General features: G+C 56.6%; 15 protein-coding genes. 6 read left to right on the top strand and 9 right to left on the bottom strand.

The genetic code is table 11. The annotated features are described in order from the left end of the window. The first annotated feature begins 24 nt into the window (after positions 1-24). The 3 genes from manA (at position 25) to add (ending at position 4,008) form a co-directional block, all read left to right on the top strand. Complete coding sequence (manA, locus tag AC6I8C_RS08895) at positions 25-1,200, top strand: mannose-6-phosphate isomerase (protein ID WP_497822215.1); 1,176 nt, start codon at positions 25-27, stop codon at positions 1,198-1,200. 132 nt (positions 1,201-1,332) lie between these two features. After that, positions 1,333-2,832: a YdgA family protein gene (locus AC6I8C_RS08890; RefSeq protein ID WP_497822214.1), complete on the top strand. Its 1,500-nt coding sequence runs from the start codon at positions 1,333-1,335 to the stop codon at positions 2,830-2,832. Positions 2,833-3,012: 180 nt separating this feature from the next. Then, positions 3,013-4,008 (top strand): adenosine deaminase, encoded by a 996-nt coding sequence (add, locus tag AC6I8C_RS08885; RefSeq protein WP_497822213.1) that lies wholly within the window; start codon positions 3,013-3,015, stop codon positions 4,006-4,008. Between the two features lie 373 nt (positions 4,009-4,381). On the opposite strand, the gene AC6I8C_RS08880 is transcribed toward add, so the two are convergent. The 5 genes from AC6I8C_RS08880 to AC6I8C_RS08860 form a co-directional block, all read right to left on the bottom strand. Further along, the gene (locus AC6I8C_RS08880) at positions 4,382-5,428 is read right to left on the bottom strand and encodes an oxidoreductase (RefSeq protein ID WP_497822212.1); all 1,047 of its coding nucleotides are present in this window, start codon (positions 5,426-5,428) and stop codon (positions 4,382-4,384) included. 101 nt (positions 5,429-5,529) lie between these two features. Further along, positions 5,530-6,447, bottom strand: a complete 918-nt coding sequence (gene araC / locus AC6I8C_RS08875; RefSeq protein WP_003853440.1) for an arabinose operon transcriptional regulator AraC — start codon at positions 6,445-6,447, stop codon at positions 5,530-5,532. A 76-nt stretch (positions 6,448-6,523) separates the two neighbouring features. After that, on the bottom strand, positions 6,524-7,507 hold the full coding sequence (gene araH, locus AC6I8C_RS08870) for an L-arabinose ABC transporter permease AraH (RefSeq protein WP_013357784.1): 984 nt from the start codon (positions 7,505-7,507) through the stop codon (positions 6,524-6,526). A 12-nt stretch (positions 7,508-7,519) separates the two neighbouring features. Beyond that, entirely contained in the window at positions 7,520-9,040 is a 1,521-nt protein-coding gene (araG, locus tag AC6I8C_RS08865; protein ID WP_033783010.1) for an L-arabinose ABC transporter ATP-binding protein AraG, read from the bottom strand. Between the two features lie 99 nt (positions 9,041-9,139). After that, positions 9,140-10,123: an arabinose ABC transporter substrate-binding protein gene (locus AC6I8C_RS08860; RefSeq protein WP_013357782.1), complete on the bottom strand. Its 984-nt coding sequence runs from the start codon at positions 10,121-10,123 to the stop codon at positions 9,140-9,142. Between the two features lie 365 nt (positions 10,124-10,488). On the opposite strand from AC6I8C_RS08860, the gene AC6I8C_RS08855 reads away from it, so the two are divergent. From AC6I8C_RS08855 to AC6I8C_RS08845, 3 genes are all read left to right on the top strand, one after another. Beyond that, entirely contained in the window at positions 10,489-12,174 is a 1,686-nt protein-coding gene (locus tag AC6I8C_RS08855) for a ribulokinase (protein WP_497822211.1), read from the top strand. Positions 12,175-12,182: 8 nt separating this feature from the next. Then, a complete protein-coding gene (araA, locus tag AC6I8C_RS08850; RefSeq protein ID WP_497822210.1) occupies positions 12,183-13,682 on the top strand; it encodes an L-arabinose isomerase in 1,500 nt (499 codons plus the stop codon). Between the two features lie 595 nt (positions 13,683-14,277). Beyond that, complete coding sequence (locus tag AC6I8C_RS08845) at positions 14,278-14,745, top strand: GNAT family N-acetyltransferase (RefSeq protein ID WP_497822209.1); 468 nt, start codon at positions 14,278-14,280, stop codon at positions 14,743-14,745. Positions 14,746-14,781: 36 nt separating this feature from the next. On the opposite strand, the gene yjfF is transcribed toward AC6I8C_RS08845, so the two are convergent. The 4 genes from yjfF to ytfQ form a co-directional block, all read right to left on the bottom strand. Next, on the bottom strand, positions 14,782-15,768 hold the full coding sequence (gene yjfF / locus AC6I8C_RS08840) for a galactofuranose ABC transporter, permease protein YjfF (protein ID WP_150009964.1): 987 nt from the start codon (positions 15,766-15,768) through the stop codon (positions 14,782-14,784). Further along, complete coding sequence (ytfT, locus tag AC6I8C_RS08835; protein ID WP_497822208.1) at positions 15,765-16,781, bottom strand: galactofuranose ABC transporter, ATP-binding protein YtfT; 1,017 nt, start codon at positions 16,779-16,781, stop codon at positions 15,765-15,767. The genes yjfF and ytfT overlap by 4 nt, the downstream gene beginning before the upstream one ends. Further along, positions 16,774-18,294 carry a sugar ABC transporter ATP-binding protein gene (locus tag AC6I8C_RS08830; protein WP_497822207.1) on the bottom strand — a complete coding sequence of 507 codons (1,521 nt, stop codon included), beginning with the start codon at positions 18,292-18,294 and terminating at the stop codon, positions 16,774-16,776. The genes ytfT and AC6I8C_RS08830 overlap by 8 nt, the downstream gene beginning before the upstream one ends. 76 nt (positions 18,295-18,370) lie before the next feature. Next, positions 18,371-19,327 (bottom strand): galactofuranose ABC transporter, galactofuranose-binding protein YtfQ, encoded by a 957-nt coding sequence (gene ytfQ / locus AC6I8C_RS08825; RefSeq protein ID WP_497822206.1) that lies wholly within the window; start codon positions 19,325-19,327, stop codon positions 18,371-18,373. Between the last annotated feature and the right edge of the window lie 481 nt (positions 19,328-19,808).

Genomic DNA, 19,808 nt, shown 5'->3' with positions numbered 1-19,808 from the left:
TTTCCCGTGATAAAGGGTTATACAATGCAAAAAATGAACAATTCGCTGCAAAATTACGCATGGGGCAGCAAAACGGCGTTGACTGAGCTTTACGGGATTGCCAATCCCGAGGGTCTGCCGATGGCAGAGCTGTGGATGGGCGCACATCCGAAAAGTCCTTCTACCGTGATGGATCAGGGCCGCGAGCGTTCGTTACGCGACGTTATTGATGCAGCGCCCGCCGCAATGCTGGGCGACGCGGTGTCACAGCGCTTTGGTGAACTGCCGTTCCTGTTCAAAGTGCTGTGTGCCGATCAGCCGCTGTCGATTCAGGTCCATCCCAGCAAACGTGCGGCCGAAGTGGGCTTTGCCCGTGAGAATGCGGCGGGAATTTCGCTGACGGCCGCCGAGCGCAACTATAAAGATGCAAACCACAAGCCGGAGCTGGTCTATGCGCTGACGCCGTTCCAGGCAATGAATGGCTTTCGCACGCTGACGCAGATGGTCTCCCTGCTGGAGCCGGTTGCAGGTGCACATCCTCAGATTGCCCATTTTTTGCAACATCCCGATCAGGAGACGCTTGCTGCGCTGTTCTCTACCCTGCTGTCACTGGAGGGTGAAGCGAAATCGCTGGCGCTGGGCGTACTGAAATCCGCGCTTGATGCGCAGCAGGGCGAGCCGTGGGAAACCATCCGCATGATTGCGGCTGAATACCCTGACGACAGCGGCCTGTTTTCACCGCTGCTGCTGAATGTGATCACCCTGCAGCCCGGCGAGGCGATGTTCCTCTACGCGGAAACCCCGCACGCGTATCTGAAAGGCGTGGCGCTGGAGGTGATGGCCAACTCTGATAACGTATTGCGGGCCGGTTTAACCCCGAAATATATCGATATCGACGAGCTGATGGCCAACCTGAAGTTTGATGAAAAACCTGCCAGCTCGCTGCTGACGGAGCCAGAGCAACAGGGTCATGCGCTGCGCTTCCCGATTCCGGTCGAAGATTTTGCCTTTGCCATCCATAGCCTGAACGCAGAACCGCAATCGCTGGCGCAGCAGAGCGCCGCCCTGCTGTTCTGCATCGAAGGCCAGGCGGTTATCGCCAAAGACGATCAGCAACTGACGCTGAAACCGGGTGAATCCTGCTTCATTGCCGCCAGCGAATCGCCGGTAACGGTCGCCGGTACGGGCCGGCTGGCGCGGGTATTTAACGACTTAGGGTAGAGCGGCTGACGGAATCTCTGTTAACTGCTATTATTTCAACCTATTAGCTTTTAAACGCCTGCGGGCGTTTTTCTTCGGTCGCTGGGGTAAACCTGCGGCATAAGCGGACTCAAGGATAAGGACGAATCAGCAATGAAAAAGACCAATGTTGCCGTAGGTATCATCATCGCACTGGGCGTAGTCTGGACTGGCGCGGCGTGGTTCACCGGCAAGCAAATTGAAAGCCACAGGGATGAGCTGGTGCAGAACGCCAATGCACAGCTGAACGCTTATGCCCCTAACAGCCGACTGAAGATCAGCTATCAGGACTATCAACGCGGCGTGTTTAGCAGCAAGGTGAATCTGGTGGTTCAGGCGAATTCGCAGACGGAAGATAACCCGCTGCTGAAGCCGGGTCAGAGCATCATCCTGAATGAAACCATCGATCATGGCCCTTTCCCGTTTGCGCAGCTCAAGCATTTCAACCTGATCCCGAGCATGGCATCCGTTCATACCGAGCTGGCTAACACCGATGCGGTGAAGAAGCTGTTTGAGCTGACCGGCAATAAATCGCTGATTAACGCAGATACCCGCATCGGTTACAGCGGTGCCACCGATACCGCGCTGCGTGTCCTGCCGGTTGACTATCAGAATGCGCAAACCGGCGAGCGTTTTGCCACCAATGGCGGCACCTTCAACGTCAGCGCCGATAATAAAGGCGATAAAGTGTCGCTGGACAGCGATGTGGATAGCCTCGCGCTGACCAGTAAAAATGAGATGGGCCAGCCGGTACTGTTCACTGTTAATGGTCTGAAGCTGAGCGGTAACACGCATCTCAGCCCGGAAGGCGTGCGCATCGGCGATCAGTCGGTGGACATTGAGAAGGTGAATGCCAGCATCAATGGTCAGGACGCCCTGACACTGCACAAAATGAAAGGCACCTCTTCTTTCGATAACAGCGCCGGTAAAATTGGCGGCGATATTGATTACAAAGTGGAAAGCGTTCAGCTGCAGAAGCAGGACTTCGGTCAGGCTGCGCTGAAGATGAAGCTGTCACAGTTTGATGCGCAGGCGGTCAAAGCCTTCTCAGACCGTTACAACGCGCAGATGCAGGAGCTGCTGACCCAGCCTGGCGTTGCGGAAGATCCTATCCGCTATCAGGCAGGCGTGCATCAGATTCTGATGGCCAATCTGCCGATGCTGCTGAAAGGCTCGCCATCCCTCAGCATTGCTCCGCTGAGCTGGAAGAATGACAAAGGTGAAAGCACCTTTAATCTGACGGCCAGCTTCAACGATCCTTCTGCCGTCACCGGTGAAGCCCAGACGCTGAGCGCTATGGTTGACCGGGTACTGAAAAGCCTGGACAGCAAGCTGGTGATCAATATGCCGATGGCAACCGAAACCATGCACAAAGTGGGTCTGGCTGAGGGTTATCAGGCGGATGACGCCCAGAAGCTGGCGGATCAGCAGGTGAAAGGTCTGGCGGCGATGGGTCAGATGTTCCGCCTGACCCAGCAGCAGGATAACAACATCGTGACCAGCCTGCAGTACACCAACGGTCAGGTGAACATGAACGGCGACAAGATGACGCTGGAACAGTTTATGTCCCGCTACATGCTGGGTATGCCGACCAGCGAAGGCATGCCGCAGTAAGCGCTGTCTTCCATCTATAGCGACCTTAGGGTCGCTTTTTTTATGCCTGAACGCTGATTTGCCCACCGGTTATGGGTAATTAAGCAGCATCCGGCGCGGCTGTTGCGCAAATAGCTGGCGCTGTTGCGCAAGATATTTTTATAATGCTCTGCACTTCACCGACAACTCAGCGAGTGCGCCATGATCGATTCTAAAATTCCTCTGACTGATATTCACCGCCACCTTGATGGCAACATTCGTGCACAAACCATTCTCGATTTAGGCCGCCAGTTTAATCTCGCCCTGCCCGCCTCAACGCTGGAGACGCTGCGTCCGCATGTGCAGGTCGGCCAGAATGAACCTGATCTGGTGAGCTTCCTGCAAAAACTCGACTGGGGCGTGAAAGTGCTGGGCGATCTGGAGGCCTGCCGCCGCATTGCGCAGGAAAATGTTGAAGATGCCGCGCGCGCGGGCATTCATTACGCTGAACTGCGTTTTTCGCCCGGTTATATGGCGATGACCCACAACCTGCCGATTGCTGGTGTGGTTGAAGCAGTCATTGACGGCGTTCGCGCTGGCCGTCAGCAGCACGATATCGACGTGCGTCTGATTGGCATTATGAGCCGTACCTTTGGCGAAGATGCCTGCCTTGCCGAACTGGAAGGTTTACTGGCCCATCGCGATCACATTACCGCGGTCGATCTGGCGGGTGATGAGCTGGGCTTCCCGGGCAGCGAGTTCCTGAGCCACTTTACCCAGGCGCGCGATGCCGGTTTCCGGGTTACCGTGCATGCGGGCGAAGCGGCCGGTCCGGAGAGCATCTGGCAGGCGATTCGTGAGCTCGGTGCTGAGCGTATCGGTCACGGCGTGAAAGCGATTGAAGATCGTGCGCTGATGGATTTCCTGGCGGAGCACCGGATTGGTATTGAATCCTGCCTGACGTCTAACATCCAGACCAGCACCGTGCCATCCTTGGCGCAGCATCCGCTGAAAACCTTCCTGGAGCATGGCATTCTGGCGACCATCAATACTGATGATCCCGCGGTTCAGGGCATTGAACTGGCGCATGAGTATCATCATGCCGCACCGACTGCTGGCCTGAGTGCCGCGCAGATCCGTCAGGCGCAGGAAAATGGTCTGACCATTGCCTTCCTCAGCGACGCTGAGAAAGCGGCTATTCGCGCCCGCGTGCAGTAATCTGCCGCATCAGGAATAAAAAACGGGCCAGAAATCCGGCCCGTTACTTTGCTGCCAAAACCCAGCCCCGGAAGTTCTGACAGCTACGCAAAGGCTTAACGCGCAGGAAACAGGGTCAGAGGAGGAAAGCGTCCCGCGCCAGGGACAAAAACGCCGGGAGCGTTTTTGAACAACGCAACGCGTTGGCCCGGCTACGGGCGCGCCTCAGGGATGAGGTGCGTAATCGCGCGGGCCGAGCAAGCCAGGGATGGCGGCTTTTGCGGCTTTCCGATCTGACCCTGTTCCCTTCGCTGGCTCGATCTTACCGCTGATTCCGCGAACATTGCGGGCCGGATATCCGGCCCGTTCTGCTTTTGCATTATACACTCACCAATCAGACGCGCTTCAGCGACATCGTCTGGCGTTTCTCGGCGGATTGCAGACCCAGCTCGATCAGCTCCATCACCTGAATAGCCTCTTCCGCCGTCACCGGATTATTACCGCGTCCGGCAATGGCATCGCGGATGCCCGCATAGTAAGCCGGATAGTTGCCCGGCTGGGTCAGTTGCGTGGTTTCAGTCAGGGCGTCGCCATCAACCAGCGTCAGCGTGCCGTCGCGCATGTCATAGCCCCAGTCCTCCTGCGGCGGGAAGTCACCCGACTTGAGGCGATCTTCCTGCGGATCCAGACCATATTTAACGTAGCTGCCGCGCGTGCCGTGGACAGTGTAACGGGCGGATTCTGCCGCCACCAGCATGCTGGCGTGCAGCACCACGCGGCGCTGCGGATAGGTCAGCGTGGCGTGGAAGTAGTCGGTGGTCTGCGCGCCCGGACGCATTTCGGCCAGATCAACATTGATGGCGACCGGCGGGCCAAACAGCTGCAACGCCTGGTCCAGCAGATGCGGCCCCAGGTCATACCAGATTCCGCTGCCTGCACCCTTCATTTCACGCCAGCGATTGCGCACTTCCAGACGGAAACGGTCAAAATGCGATTCGAAGTAACGCACTTCACCCAGTGAGCCCGCTTCAAGCAGGGATTTCAGCGTCAGGAAATCGCTGTCCCAGCGGCGATTATGGAACACCGACAGCAGCAACCCTTTAGCTTTCGCCAGCGCATCCAGCTCGCGTGCCTGTGACAACGTCACGGTAAATGGCTTATCGACCACCACATGTTTACCGGCATTCAGCGCCGCTTTAGCCAGCGGGAAGTGGGTGTCATTAGGGGTAGGAATAACAATCAATTGCAGAGTCGGGTCGTCCAGCAGCGCCTGAGGATCGGCCACCACCTTCACGGCAGGCCAGTCGGCGTGGACTTTGCTGGCGTCGCTACTGGAAATGGCGGCCAGTTCGACGTCCGGCGTTCCCGCAATCAGCGGAGCATGAAACGTTTTACTGGCAAAGCCGTAGCCGATCAGACCAACACGTAATTTATCGCTCATTTGGATTCCTCTCAGAGCCTGCCTGGCAGGCTCTTAGTTGATAACCTGATTGATTTAAGACTATTAACCAGGTGAGGACAAGGCGGAATCCCCCGAAAAAACTAAGAGATAGCACTTCGCGCCAGGGGCCAGGCCGTCTGCGCCGCCAGGCTGTCATGCGCGTCCTGATTGCGGCGGCGGAAGTCGCTGGGACTGACGCCAACACGCTTGCGGAATACCCGTGAGAAGTAAAGCTGGTCGTCGTAACCCACTTCACGCCCTACCGAGGCGATGGGTTCCTGGGTGGTCTGCAGCAGCAGTTTGGCGCGGATAACGCGCTGATCTTCACGCCAGCGCAGCAGGTTCACACCCATCTGCTCGCGGAACAGGTGCGCCAGTCGCGACGGTGACAGGCAGACGTGGCGCGCCACCTCTTCAATCTTGACCTCGCTGGCGAGATGGTTGGTGACATACTGACAGGCTTCGATGACGCGCGGGTCGCGGATCAACTGATGGCTGCGCGGATCTTCTTCAACGGCACGCAGCAGCAGCCGTTCCAGCAGATTCATTGCCAGCTCTTCCGCAAAGCGTCGGCCGGAGTTGTGGGTCTGTTCGATACTGGCAAACAGGCGGTCGAACTCGCCGCGCAGGGATTCCGGCAGCAGCAGACGTCCCACGCCCTCCTGCTCATCCTGCCAGCGCAGCCAGTCGTGCCAGTAGGCGCGCGGACGGAAATAGACCCAGCGGTGGAACCACTGCGGGCTGTCCGGCGCGCGGCCATAGTAGTGAGCGGTTTTTGGCTGAAACAGCAGCATTTCGCCCGGTTCGCAGTCAAATGCCCGCTCGCCGTCGAATACCCGCCCTTTGCCTTTAATGGTGAGGTTCAGAATGTAACCTTTCATGCCGTGCGGGCGATCGATAAAGAAATCGAGCGGGCCATCAGCGGTGATGGGCGTCAGCCCCGCCACCAGCCAGGCATTGAATGAATAGCCCGGCAACAAGGGGTTTTGCTGCTCGGCCGGTAATTCGCGGTGATACATAGCGACCTCACTCAGTCTGTTAGTGTTCGGATAGCCCGCAGAGGCGTTTGCTTCTGCGGGCCAACGGCTCGATCAGTCAGGCTTTTTTCTGTTTGTAACGGTCAAAAATCACCGCAGCTAACAGTATCAGACCACGCACCACATACTGTGAGAATGGCGAGATATTCAATAAATTCATCGCATTCTCGACGGTGCCGAGAATTAATACCCCTGCAACCACGTAGGAAATTTTGCCGATGCCGCCCTTGAGCGACACGCCGCCCAGTACGCAGGCAGAAATCACCACCAGCTCATAGCCAATAGAGGTCATTGGCTGACCGCTGGTCATACGTGACGCCAGGATGATGCCCGCCGCCGCCGAAACCAGCCCGGAGAGAATGAAGATAATGATACGGGTACGCACCACCGGCACACCGGCCAGTCGCGCCGCCTCTTCATTACCGCCAATCGCCAGGGTATTACGGCCAAAGGTGGTTTTGTTGAGCAGGAAGCCGAAGATCAGCATGGTCGCCAGGGTCAGCCAGATGGGCGCAGGCACGCCAAGCCAGTTGGCAAAGCCCAGCTCAAAGAAGCGCTCATCTTCAATTCCTACGGCTTTACCGTCCGAGAAGATATAAGCCAGGCCGCGCACGATCTGCATGGTCGCCAGCGTGGTGATCAGCGCATTGATCTTGAGGCGGGCAATCACAAAGCCGTTGATAAAGCCGGTGATCATGCCGAGCACCAGACCGGCTGCCACGCCAATCCACAGGCTTTCGGTCATGTTAATCACCACGGCGGTCACCACTCCCGCACAGGCGATAACTGACGCAACCGACAGGTCGAAATCCCCGGAGGCCAGACAGAACAGCATGCCGCAGGCGACCATGCCGGACATCGACATCGCCAGCCCTAAGCCTTTCATATTGATAAATGAGCCAAAGTTCGGCACAAAAATCGCACAGACAATAAACAGCAGCGCAAAGACAACCAGCATGCCGAAGTTGTCCCAGATGCGACCTAACTGCAGGCCACCGCGTGAAGCGGGCTGCGGCGTATTTGAGGTCGTGGATGAAGCCATGATGATCTCCTGTCAGGCCACGGCGGCCGCTTGAGTGGTTTTGGGCATCGCCAGGCTCAGCGTCTGCTGCTCCGTGGCGTCGTCGTGCAGCAGTTCACCGGCAATGGCACCTTCACGCATCACCACGATGCGATCGGCCAGGCCCATCACTTCCGGTAAATCGCTGGAGGCGAACAGCACCGCAATGCCCCGGTTCGCCAGCTGATAAATCAGGTTATAAATTTCATGTTTGGCACCGACATCGATGCCGCGCGTGGGCTCATCCAGCAGGATCACTTTCATATCCTCAGAGAGCCAGCGTCCCAGAATCGCCTTCTGCTGGTTACCGCCGGAGAGGTTCATGATCAGTTGATCGGCGCTGGGCGTTTTGATGTTCAGCGAGCGGATATGACTGTCGGCGTTTTTGTTTTCCCAGCCATTTTTAATCAGGCAACCGGCGGTAAGATTGTGACGACGGGCGCTGATGTTGATGTTGTCGCGCACCGAATGCACCGGAATAATGCCCTCGGCTTTGCGGTCTTCCGGGCAAAGCATTATGCCCGCACGGATAGCGTCGATGGGTTCACGCAGCGGCAGCGGTTTACCGTCCAGGATTACCTGACCGCCACGCAGACGCGTGCCGCCAAATAACCCTTTCAGCAGTTCACTGCGTCCGGCTCCGACCAGGCCAAACAGCCCGACGATTTCACCGGCATGGACTTTCAGCGAAATTGGCGTCCGCACGCCCTTCGCTTCGACCTTGTCCAGCTCAAGCCGCACGTCGCCTTTAGCGCGTGGTGAGTAGCCATAGATATCACCCAGGTTACGTCCCACCATCGCCTGCACCAGATCGTCGTGATGGGTGTTAGCCATGTCAGTAAAGGTCCGCACGTAGCGGCCATCTTTGAAGACGGTGATGGCGTCACTGAGGGCGAAGATTTCCTCCATGCGGTGTGAAACGTAGAGTACCACCCGGCCCTCCTCGCGGAGCTGACGGATAACGCGGAACAGGTTGTCGATCTCACGCGCCGACAGCGAGCTGGTTGGCTCATCAAAGGCGATAATGCGCGCGTTACGCGCCAGCGCTTTGGCAATCTCGACCATCTGCCACTGTCCCAGCGACAGGTATTTCAGCGGCATATCAGGGTCAATATCCATGCCGAGATTTTTCAGCTGCAGGCCCGCCTCAAAGCGCATCAGCTTACGATTGACCAGCCCATGTTTGTGCGGAATCTGACCGAGGTAGATGTTCTCCGCCACGCTCATTTCCGGCACCAGATGCAGTTCCTGGTAAATAATGGCGACGCCCGCGTCCAGCGCATCTGTGGTGCGCTGAAAGCTCATCGGCTTGCCTTTAATACGAATCTCACCGCCGCTCGGCTGATAACTGCCGCTGAGTATTTTTAACAGCGTCGATTTGCCTGCGCCGTTCTCGCCCATCAGCGCATGGACTTCACCGCCCCGGCAGTCGAAGGAGATATCCTGCAACGCTTTCACGCCAGGGAAGGTTTTACTGATGCCATGAAACGACAGAAATGCTGAATCAGTGTTCATGTTGGTCCTCACTCTTTCGCGCCACCGGCCTGTTACGGCGGGCGGCGCGAAATCGGCTATGAAGGATGCCGGGCTGCAGACAGCCCGACAGGCTCAGGGTTACATCAGTCCTTTTTTCGCCAGTTCAGTTTTGAAGTTGTCACGGGTGATCAGCACTACATCGGTAACTTCGGTGAATTTCGGTGGCTCTTCACCTTTGCTGACCCAGTTGTAGAGCATCTGGCTGCTTTTATAGCCGTGGATATCCGGGCTTGGCAGCAGCGAACCGTAGAAGCCGGTCGCCTTGTCTTTCGACAGTTCACTGATGGCATCGACGCCGTTGATGCCGATACCGATGACGTCAGCCGCTTTGAAGCCCTGTCCTTCGGTGGCACGCACGCCGCCCAGCACGGTGTTGTCGTTCATGCCGACAACCAGCCAGTGTTTGACTTCAGGATGCTGAACCAGCAGGGAGTTACCGGCGTCAAATGCGCCAGGGATATCGTTAGATTTGGTGGGAACCTGGTAGATCTGGGCTGCCGGGAAGCCTGCGGCTTTGATGGCATCCATTGAGCCGCCGGTACGACGACGTGCGGTGTCGAGTTCGTTCGCGGTAATCGCCATCACGCCGGTGGTTTTTACATCCCAGCCGCGTTTCTGCATCTCTTTATAGAGTTCCTGCCCCTGACGCTCACCAATTTTGGTGGCCGCCATCATCACCAGCGGCACGGTGTCCATTGGCTTGCCTTTGGCGGTGACGAACTGATCATCCACGGCGATGACTTTCAGACCGTAGCCGCGTGCCTTCGCCATGATGGCCGAGCCGAGTTTCGGATCGGGAGTACAGATAACAAAACCTTTCGCGCCGTTGGCCGCCAGGCTGTCGATGGCATTCAGGGTTTTTTCACCATCCGGCACGGCAATTTTGATGACATCAAAGCCAAGATCTTTGCCCGCTTTGTCGGCGAATTTCCATTCAGTCTGGAACCAGGGTTCCTCTGGTTGCTTGACTAAAAAACCCAGCTTCATGGTCTCGGCGATAGCGGATTGTGACATAACCGCTGCCAGGCCGATGGCCGCGAATGCTTTAGTGAATTTATGCATGATGCTCTCCGGTACCAGGTTATTTTTCGCTGCTAATAACGAATCGGTGTAAACGCTACCAGTTAATTTTCTTATGTGGGTACAGCCATAAATCAGTGCGTTAGGCTGGCATGTGCTGACAGACTGTCCAGACGCTGGGCTAGTTTTAGCGGTATTAGCGAAGAAAAATGTAGAGCGGTATCACACATTAAAATCACGACAAAATGATCCATATATTCAGCAAATTTAACCGGAGCGTAACTTTTGCAATGGATCACAAAATCACTGCCGATGACAGAAAAGTGCATATTGTCAGCCAGCGATGACTAACTGTTCCGGCGCGCCGAACCCAGGATACAGGAGTTAACTAACTACAGGAGATTCCGATGCGTGCTGGAGCCATCACCCTTGGGCTGGACTTTGGTAGTGATTCGGTGCGTGCGCTGGCCGTGGATTGTCATAGCGGCAAAGAGCTGCAGAGTGCGGTGTGCAGCTACCCGCGCTGGCAGCAGGGCTTATACAGCGATCCGCACACGAACCGTTTTCGTCACCATCCACAGGATTACATCGACGCCATGGAGCAGGCGCTGCTCGGCGTGCTGAATGCACTGAGCGACGATCAGCGCAACGCCGTAGCCGGCATTGGTGTTGACAGCACCGGTTCAACCCCGGCGCCCATCGACCGCGACGGCAACGTGCTGGCGCTGCGCCCGGAGTTCGCGGATAACCCCAACGCGATGTTTGTGTTGTGGAAAGATCACACGGCGATAGAGGAAGCCGAAGAGATTAATCAGCTGTGCCACAGCGGCCGCTTCCAGGATTACAGCCGCTATATCGGCGGCATTTACTCCTCGGAGTGGTTCTGGGCGAAGATTCTGCACGTGTCACGTGAAGATGCGGCCGTGCGTGAGGCCGCCGTTTCCTGGGTCGAGCTGTGCGACTGGGTACCTGCCCTGTTAAGCGGCACGACCGCGCCAGATAAGCTGCGCCGTGGTCGCTGTGCGGCCGGGCATAAAGCGCTGTGGCACGGCGACTGGAACGGCCTGCCCGATGTCGATTTCCTTAATGCACTCGACCCGCTGTTGACGCAGCAGCTCGACTCGCCTCTGTTTACGGATACCTGGACTGCAGATCTGCCGGTCGGCACGCTCAGCCCGGAGTGGGCGCAGCGTCTGGGCCTGACGCAGACCGTCACGCTTTCTGGTGGCGCGTTTGACTGTCATATGGGCGCAGTCGGTGGCGGAGCTAAACCTTATACGCTGGTGAAAGTGATCGGCACATCCACCTGCGACATCCTGATTGCTGACGCAGAAAAAGTTGGCAATCGCGATATTAAAGGCATCTGTGGTCAGGTCGATGGCAGCGTCGTGCCGGGCGCTATCGGGCTGGAGGCCGGTCAGTCTGCCTTTGGTGATATTTATGCCTGGTTCAGCCGTTTACTGGGCTGGCCGTTGCAGCTGGCGGCGCAGCAGCATCCGGAGCTGAAGCCTCAGCTGGCTGAGATGCAGAAAAACCTGATTAAAGATCTGACCGAAGCCTGGACCGCCAATCCGCAGCTCGACCATCTGCCGGTGGTGCTGGACTGGTTTAACGGTCGCCGCACACCGAATGCTAATCAGCGTCTGAAAGGGGTGATTACCGACCTGAATCTGGGCACCGATGCGCCCGCGCTGTTTGGCGGTCTGGTCGCTGCCACCGCGTTTGGCGCACGCGCCATTATGGAGTGCTTCGAGCAGCAGCAGATCCCGGTCGAGAGCATTCTTACCCTCGGTGGCATCGCACGGAAATCTCCGGCGATTATGCAGGCCTGCTGCGATGTGATGAACCGGCCACTGGATATCGTCGCCTCTGACGAGTGCTGTGCGCTGGGTGCAGCCATTTTCGCCGCCGTCGCCGCCGGTGTTCACGCCAGCGTGCCCGATGCACAGCAGGTCATGGCCAGCCCGATTGCCGTGACGCTGCAGCCCGATCCGGCGCGCGTCGCACGCTATCAACAACTTTATCAACGCTATCAACAATGGTGCGTGACGGCGGAACCGCAATACGCCGCCCGCCCCGCTTCCGCTAAGTAAGGAGTCTTATGGAACAGTCAAACAGCTACAGCGTGTGGTTTGTCATCGGCACGCAGCACCTCTACGGGCCGGAGACGTTACGCCAGGTTGAACAGAATGCACGTCAGGTCGTCGAAGGGTTGAATCAGGCCGGCTTACCCGTGGATCTGGAGCTGAAACCGCTGGTGAAGTCACCGGATGAAGCCCTGGCCCTGTGCCGCGACGCCAACTATGACAAGCAGTGCGTCGGGATCATTACCTGGCTGCACACCTTTTCTCCGGCCAAAATGTGGATTGGCGGTCTGAGCGTGCTGAATAAGCCGCTGCTGCAATTCCATACCCAGTTCAATGCGGAGATCCCATGGGACAGCATGGACATGGACTTTATGAACCTGAACCAGACCGCGCACGGCGGCCGTGAGTTCGGTTTCATCGGAGCGCGCATGGGCCTCCAGCACAGCGTGGTGACCGGTCACTGGAAAGACAGCGCCAGTCAGCAGCGTCTGGGGAACTGGATGCGTGCAGCGCTGGCAAAACAGGCCAGCCAGCAGCTGAAAGTCGCGCGTTTTGGCGACAACATGCGTGAAGTGGCCGTGACCGAAGGCGATAAGGTCGCCGCACAGATTCAGTTCGGCTATTCAGTGAATGGCTGGGGTGTAGGCGATCTGGTTGAGGTGATCAATGGCGTCAGCGATGGCGACGTAAATGCGCTGATCGACGAGTACGAAAGCCTGTATCGCTTTACCGATGTTGCTGCATCTGGCGGCGAAAAACGTCAGAACGTGCTGGATGCCGCGCGCATTGAGCTGGGTCTGAAGCGCTTCCTGGAAGCGGAGGGCTGCCACGCCTTTACCACTAACTTCCAGACGCTGCACGGCATGACACAGTTGCCCGGTCTGGCGGTTCAGCGTCTGATGGGTCAGGGTTATGGCTTCGCCGGCGAAGGTGACTGGAAAACCGCTGCGCTGCTGCGCATTTTCAAAGTGCTGGCTGGCGATCGTAAAGGTGGCACCTCATTTATGGAGGATTACACCTATCACTTCTCACCGGGCAACGATCTGGTGCTGGGCTCGCACATGCTGGAAGTCTGTCCGTCGATCGCCATTGAAGAGAAACCGTTGATTGATGTGCAGTTCCTGGGCATTGGCGATAAAGCCGATCCGGCACGCATGATTTTCTCCACGCCAGCGGGCCGTGCGGTTAACGCCAGCGTGATTGATATGGGTGATCGTTTCCGTTTGCTGGTTAACGTGGTGGATGCTATCGAGCAGCCAAAACCGCTGCCGAAGTTGCCGGTTGCCCGCGCACTGTGGAAAGCGCAGCCTTCACTGGCGACCGCTTCAGAAGCGTGGATGCTGGGCGGCGGTGCGCACCATACGGTGTTCAGTCAGGCGCTGACGCTCGACGATATGTATCTGTACGGTGAGATGAACGATATCGAAGTGCTGGTGATTGATGAGCACACCACCTTGCCAGCATTTAAAGATGCGTTGCGCTGGAATGAAGCGTATTACCGGTTGAAACGTTAATTAGCGATCATTGGCGCCTTGGGACTCTTTAAAAGATAGTTTCTGGAAGGTAAGGCGCCGTTTGGTAGAGAATCAGTGCAATTCAGTCGGAAATGGCGGGCGTTGCGTAAAGTCGCCGTAAATACATCCCTGTAGGCTCGGCCGCCGCATCCATGCGGCGGACGCTTTACTCCACTGCCCGCCATCCCCTCCTTTTTGTGATACCTGAGCGAAAATTTTCAAAGTTCAAAACATCTAGCCTGTAAGCAAAACCTCATGCGGCGGACGCCTTACTCCACTGCCCGTCATCCCCTCCTTCCTCACAATTCCGCACGAATTTCTAACAGCAATGATGAAGCCCAACCGGGAAGGAATGGTATGCCTGAAGAGCAAAGCGTCCGCGCCAGGGATGGCGCGGCCGATCCGCATGGATGCGGGAATTCTTTGCGATCAGGCATACCTTTCCTGACCTTGCACACAAATCCCATAGCGATTGTATTTCCGGACATACAAAAGAGCGTTTTAGTCTTTGTTATAACCCTACTCTTTCATCATCTTGCACTTTCCTCCATCAGCCTGTATTGCTACATACCTGATAAAACAAGATTAAAGCGCCATGCAAATTGCCGATCTGAACCAGCATCCCGACTACGCCTCACAAACTGCACAACTGCTGCACACCGAATGGTCACATCTTCCTGCCTGGTCGGATCAGCCCACTATCCTTACGCGTTTAACAAAACGGAATCAGACCGGCTCGTCGGAATTTACCCTCGTCGCCACATCGGACGGTGAAACGGTTATCGCGACCTGTAGCGTCATCCGTTTTGAACTGGACGATATCGCGGCAAGGGAGTACTGGATTGGTGAAGTGGTGACGGACAAGAAATACCGGGGCCAGGGCGTGGCAAAAGCCCTGATCCAGCAGGCGATTGCACGAGCAAAACAACAGCAGATGGGTGAACTCTGGCTCTATACCCCCGATCAACAGGCGTACTATCAGCGTTCAGGATGGCGGGCGGTGGAACAGCGGCAGGTAGCGGGTGAAGGCGTCACGGTGATGGTGCTGCATCTGGCACAATAAATGGCGGCTACTGAGAGCCGCCATTCAGCCATTTATTCAAGTAGGGATTCGCTTAACCGGCGCGTTCTGCTGACGATCCCAGATCACCGTCAGTAACCGCTGCAGCGCGATAAACGCAAACAGCAGGACCCCGATGGCGATCTTGGTCCACCACGAACTCAGCGTGCCGTCGAAATTAATCCAGGTCTGGATCAGCCCCTGAATCAGCACGCCAAACAGCGTACCCAGCACCGTCCCCACACCACCCGACAGCAGCGTGCCGCCGATCACCACCGACGCAATCGCATCCAGCTCCACACCCAACCCGGCCAGCGCATAACCTGCCGAGGTATAGATCGAGAACACGATGCCAGCCAGCGTCGCCAGCGTGGTGGAAAGCATATAAATCTTAATGGTGGTGGCTCGGGTTGAAACCCCCATCAGCTGAGCCGACGTCATATTGCCGCCGATGGCGTAAACCCGGTTACCAAACCGCGTGCGGTGCGCCAGAATAATCCCGCCCAATACCACCACCAGCATAATCACCGCCAGCAGACTAAGACGCCCTCCGCCCGGCACTTTCCACGCCAGGCTGGACAGCAGGGTGTAAAACGGATGATCGATGGGAATCGAATTCTCGGACACCAGATAAGAACAGCCGCGCAGGAAAAACATCCCCGCCAGCGTAATGATAAAGGCCGGGATCTTCAGGGCATCAATCAGCCAGCCCATCATGGCACCGAACAGCGCACCCAGTGACAGAATCAGTGCAAACGCCAGCAACGGATCGATATGAAAATCACCAATTGCCCGCGCCAGAAAAACGCCGGTAAAGGCGATCACCGCGCCGACAGACAGATCGATACCCCCCGACAAAATCACAAAGGTCATGCCGACGGCAATAATGCCGAGGAACGCATTATCGGTCAGGATATTGCAGATGACCCGGGTTGAGGCAAAGCCCGGGAACTGACTCAGACAAAACAGGTAACCCGCCACAAACACCAGCAGCGTGATCATCAGCGGAAGATGACGTTTAATCATGTCGGGCGTCTCCGTTTCAACATCGCAATAAACCGCGGTGACTGCAGCAACAGCACACACATCACCACCACCGCTTTCACCACCTGATTCAGCTCCGGCGGGAAGCCGGAGAGCAGAATCCCGGTATTCATCGCCTGAATAATCAGCGCGCCAATCAGCGACAACACCAGATTAAAGCGGCCACCCATCAGCGATGCACCACCAATCACCACGGCGAGAATCGCATCCAGCTCCAGCCATAAACCGGCATTATTGGCATCAGCGCCGCGAATATCCGCCGCGACAATCAGCCCGGCCACAGCGGCACAGACGCCACTGATCGCATAAGTCGACATCACCACCAGCCAGCCGGTTACCCCCGCGTTGCGGGCCGCACGCAGGTTAATCCCCACCGCTTCAATAAACAGACCCAGCGCGGTCTTGCGCGTCAGCAGCCAGACCGCCAGCGCCACCACCAGCGTGATCCAGACCGGCACCGGCAACATCCACAGCGAGCCGTTACCAAACCAGCCAAGGCTGTCACTGTCGAACGTCACAATCTGCCCCTGCGTAATCAGCTGCGCGATACCGCGCCCGGCGACCATCAGAATCAGCGTGGCAACAAACGGCTGAATACGCAGCAGCGCCACCAGCACCCCATTCCACAAACCACAGGCTAAACCGGTTCCCAGCGTGCAGAGAATAATAAACGGCACACCGTGTCCGGCGACGGTCAGTGTGGCGGCGGTCGCGCCCGCTATCGCCATCACTGCGCCCACGGAAAGATCGATGCCGCCAGTAGCGATCACCAGCGTCATGCCAATTGCCAGCAGGGCAACCGGAGCCGCACGGTTAAGAATATCTATCGGGCTGCCGAACAAACGGCCATCCTGCAGGTGTACGGCAAAAAAGTTATTGGCTACCAGACTGTCGATCAGCAGCACCAGCAGCAGCGCGGCGATTTGCGGCATCCCTGGCGGGAATTTCAGCTTACGACGTGGCATTTTTTCAGTTGTCATAGAGGAATCAGGCATGTTTTGCCCCTCCGTCCGCAATAGCATTGACGATCGACGCCACCGAAAGCTGCTCCAGCGGAATTTCGGCCACCTGCTTCAGATCGCGCATGATCAGCACCCGATCGGCATAACCGACCAGCTCTTCGAGTTCAGAGGAGATCACCAGCAGCGCCAGACCATCGGCGCACAGGGATTCAATTAAACGGATAATCTCGGCGTGTGCGCCTACATCAATGCCGCGCGTCGGTTCGTCGAGGATTAAAAACTGCGGTTTAGTCACCAGCCAGCGCGACAGCAGCACCTTCTGCTGGTTACCGCCCGATAACAGCTCTACTGGCTGCTCGGCGTGCGGCGTGCGAATACCCAGGCTCTTAATAAAACGATCGGCAATCGCCTGCTGCTCGCGCTTCTTAATCGGCCGTAGCCAGCCGCGCTGCGCCTGCAAGGCCAGAATAATATTTTCGCGAACGGAGGCCGCGCCGATAATCCCATCCGTCTTCCGATCTTCCGGGCAAAACCCCATGCCGAGCTGCGAGGCTCTCGCCGGATTAGCAATCTTCTGCACTTTCCCTTTGATCGTTGCAGTCCCGCGATCGGCCCGACGAATACCAAAGAGCACTTCGGCGGTCTCAGTGCGGCCCGAACCCAATAGACCGGCCAGGCCGACGACTTCACCGGGACGCACCGCCAGGTTAAAGGGTTCGATAGTGCCCTTCCTGCCGTAATCTTCAAACGACACCACCGGCTGATTACTGCGCAGCGTGCTGCCCTGACGCTGTAATGCAGTCTCCAGCAATTCACGACCCAGCATCAGCTTAATCAGTTCAATCTGCGGCAGCGTGGCGGTATCGCGAGTGGCGATAAACTGCCCGTTACGCAGCACGGTAATCCGGTCAGTAATGCGGTACACCTGGTCGAGAAAGTGGGTCACAAAAATCAGGCTCATCCCTTTGGCTTTCAGCTGCGCCATCAGGGTAAACAGCATTTCGACTTCGCTGGCATCCAGGCTGGCTGTCGGCTCATCGAGGATCAGCACCTGGGCCGAAAGATCCACCGCGCGGCAGATGGCAACAATCTGCTGCATCGCCACCGAGTAGTGGCCCAGCGGGCGCGTCACATCGAGCGAAAAACCGTAGTTTCGCATCAGCGCATCGGCATCACGCACCATGCGGCGACGGTCGATCATGCCAAAGCGACGCGGCTCTCGACCAATATAGAGGTTATCTGCCACCGACATGTTCGGCAGCATATTCACTTCCTGATAAACGGTCCCGATGCCCATCTCCTGCGCCTGCGCGGTGTTATGCGGGGTAATCGGCTCACCATTCAGGGTAATCGTGCCGGCATCCCGGCTGTAAACGCCAGTCAGCACCTTAATCAGGGTCGATTTGCCAGCACCGTTTTCCCCCAGCAGCGCCATAATCTCCCCTTTGCGGATATCAAAGGAAACATTGCTCAGCGCTTTAACGCCGGGAAACCCTTTGCTGACGCCGCTGATGGATAACAGCGGTATTTCATTTTGCGTCGTCATTATGCTCACTCCGCCTTACGTCATGAAAAACCGCCCCGGGGGGCGGTCTGCGGCTGGTCTGGGGCGGGTCTGTGGATCAGTAACCCATACCCTTTTTCTTATCCAGCTCCGTCTGCGCGTCAGCAGGCAGGAACAGCTTTGACTCGGTCTTGATGACTTTAGGCGGCAGCGTGCCATCTTTTTTGAATTTCTCAAGGGCATCAAACGCCGGGCCAGCCATGTTCGGCGTCAGCTCCACGTTGGCGTTGGCTTCACCTGCCAGCATCGCTTTGTAGATATCCGGCACACCATCAATCGAGCCGGTCAGAATGTCTTTGCCCGGTTTCAGGCCCGCTTCTTTAATCGCCTGAATGGCACCGATCGCCATATCATCGTTATGTGCGTAAACCATGCAGATGTTTTTGCCGTTGTTCTCAGCCTTGATAAAGCTCTCCATCACCTCTTTACCCTTGCTGCGGGTAAAGTCACCGGACTGCGAGCGGATCACTTTAATGTTTGGATGGTTGCTGATCGCTTCAGCAAAGCCTTTCTTACGATCGATCGCCACGCTGGCCCCGACGGTGCCCTGCAGTTCCACCACGTTACACTGCTTGTCGCCCACGGTTTTCACCAGCCAGTCGCCAATCAGTTTGCCTTCCAGAACGTTGTCCGCCGTCACCACGGCCTGATAGAGCGATTTGTCTTTCACCACGATAGCGCGGTCCAGCAGGTAAACCGGGATTTTGGCGTCTTTGGCTTCTTCCAGCACCGGCTCCCAGCCGGTCTGTACGACTGGCGCGATGAAAATGGCATCAACGCCCTGGGCAATAAACGAACGTACTGCCTTAATCTGATTCTCTTGTTTCTGCTGCCCGTCGGCGATTTTCAGGGTGATTCCGCGTTTTTTGGCTTCGCTTTTCGCCACGCTGGTCTCTGCCGAACGCCAGCCAGATTCCGAACCGACCTGCGAGAAGCCGACCGTCATATTTGCAGCGAGCACCGGGCCGGTTAACGCGGCGCTGACCAGCGTGGTCAGAAGTAAACGTTTCCACATAGTTTTTAATCCTCTGAAAGGCGTTTGCTGTTTAGGGTAGAGAGCCTGCTTAGACTGGACTAAAAAAGCGTGCATAATGGCGACACACTTCACAAAACAGAGCAATTTAAAGGAGTTACGTGCAGTCGGACGGGTTCGCTGGCCGCCGCGTTATGGATAAAACGGCTGAGTAATAAAACAATGCCCGTTAAATAATTGTAATAAACAGAATCGCTTATGCTTAACGTCACTGGAAACGATTACAGACAGGCGTACAAAATGGGTTATCCGGTCTGCGATGAACAAAAAATGGGTTTTGTGATTGGCCGCACAGTCGTTCACGCGTGCTGATTGGGCGCGAAACGTTTCTATGCGTGTGGTTTTAAAAGGATTAATTATTCTGCCCTGAAAATGTCACAAAGAAGGCATTGACGCGGCGGCTCGTATGAAGGGACGTAAAATGATATGTAAGATGCGCGTTTAACGCTGCATTCCGGCATGA

This window comes from Pantoea sp. X-Soil-YNGN-844, assembly GCF_059730595.1.
The sequence above is the reverse complement of the archived record's forward strand: the minus strand, read 5'-3'. Positions and strand labels throughout refer to the sequence as shown.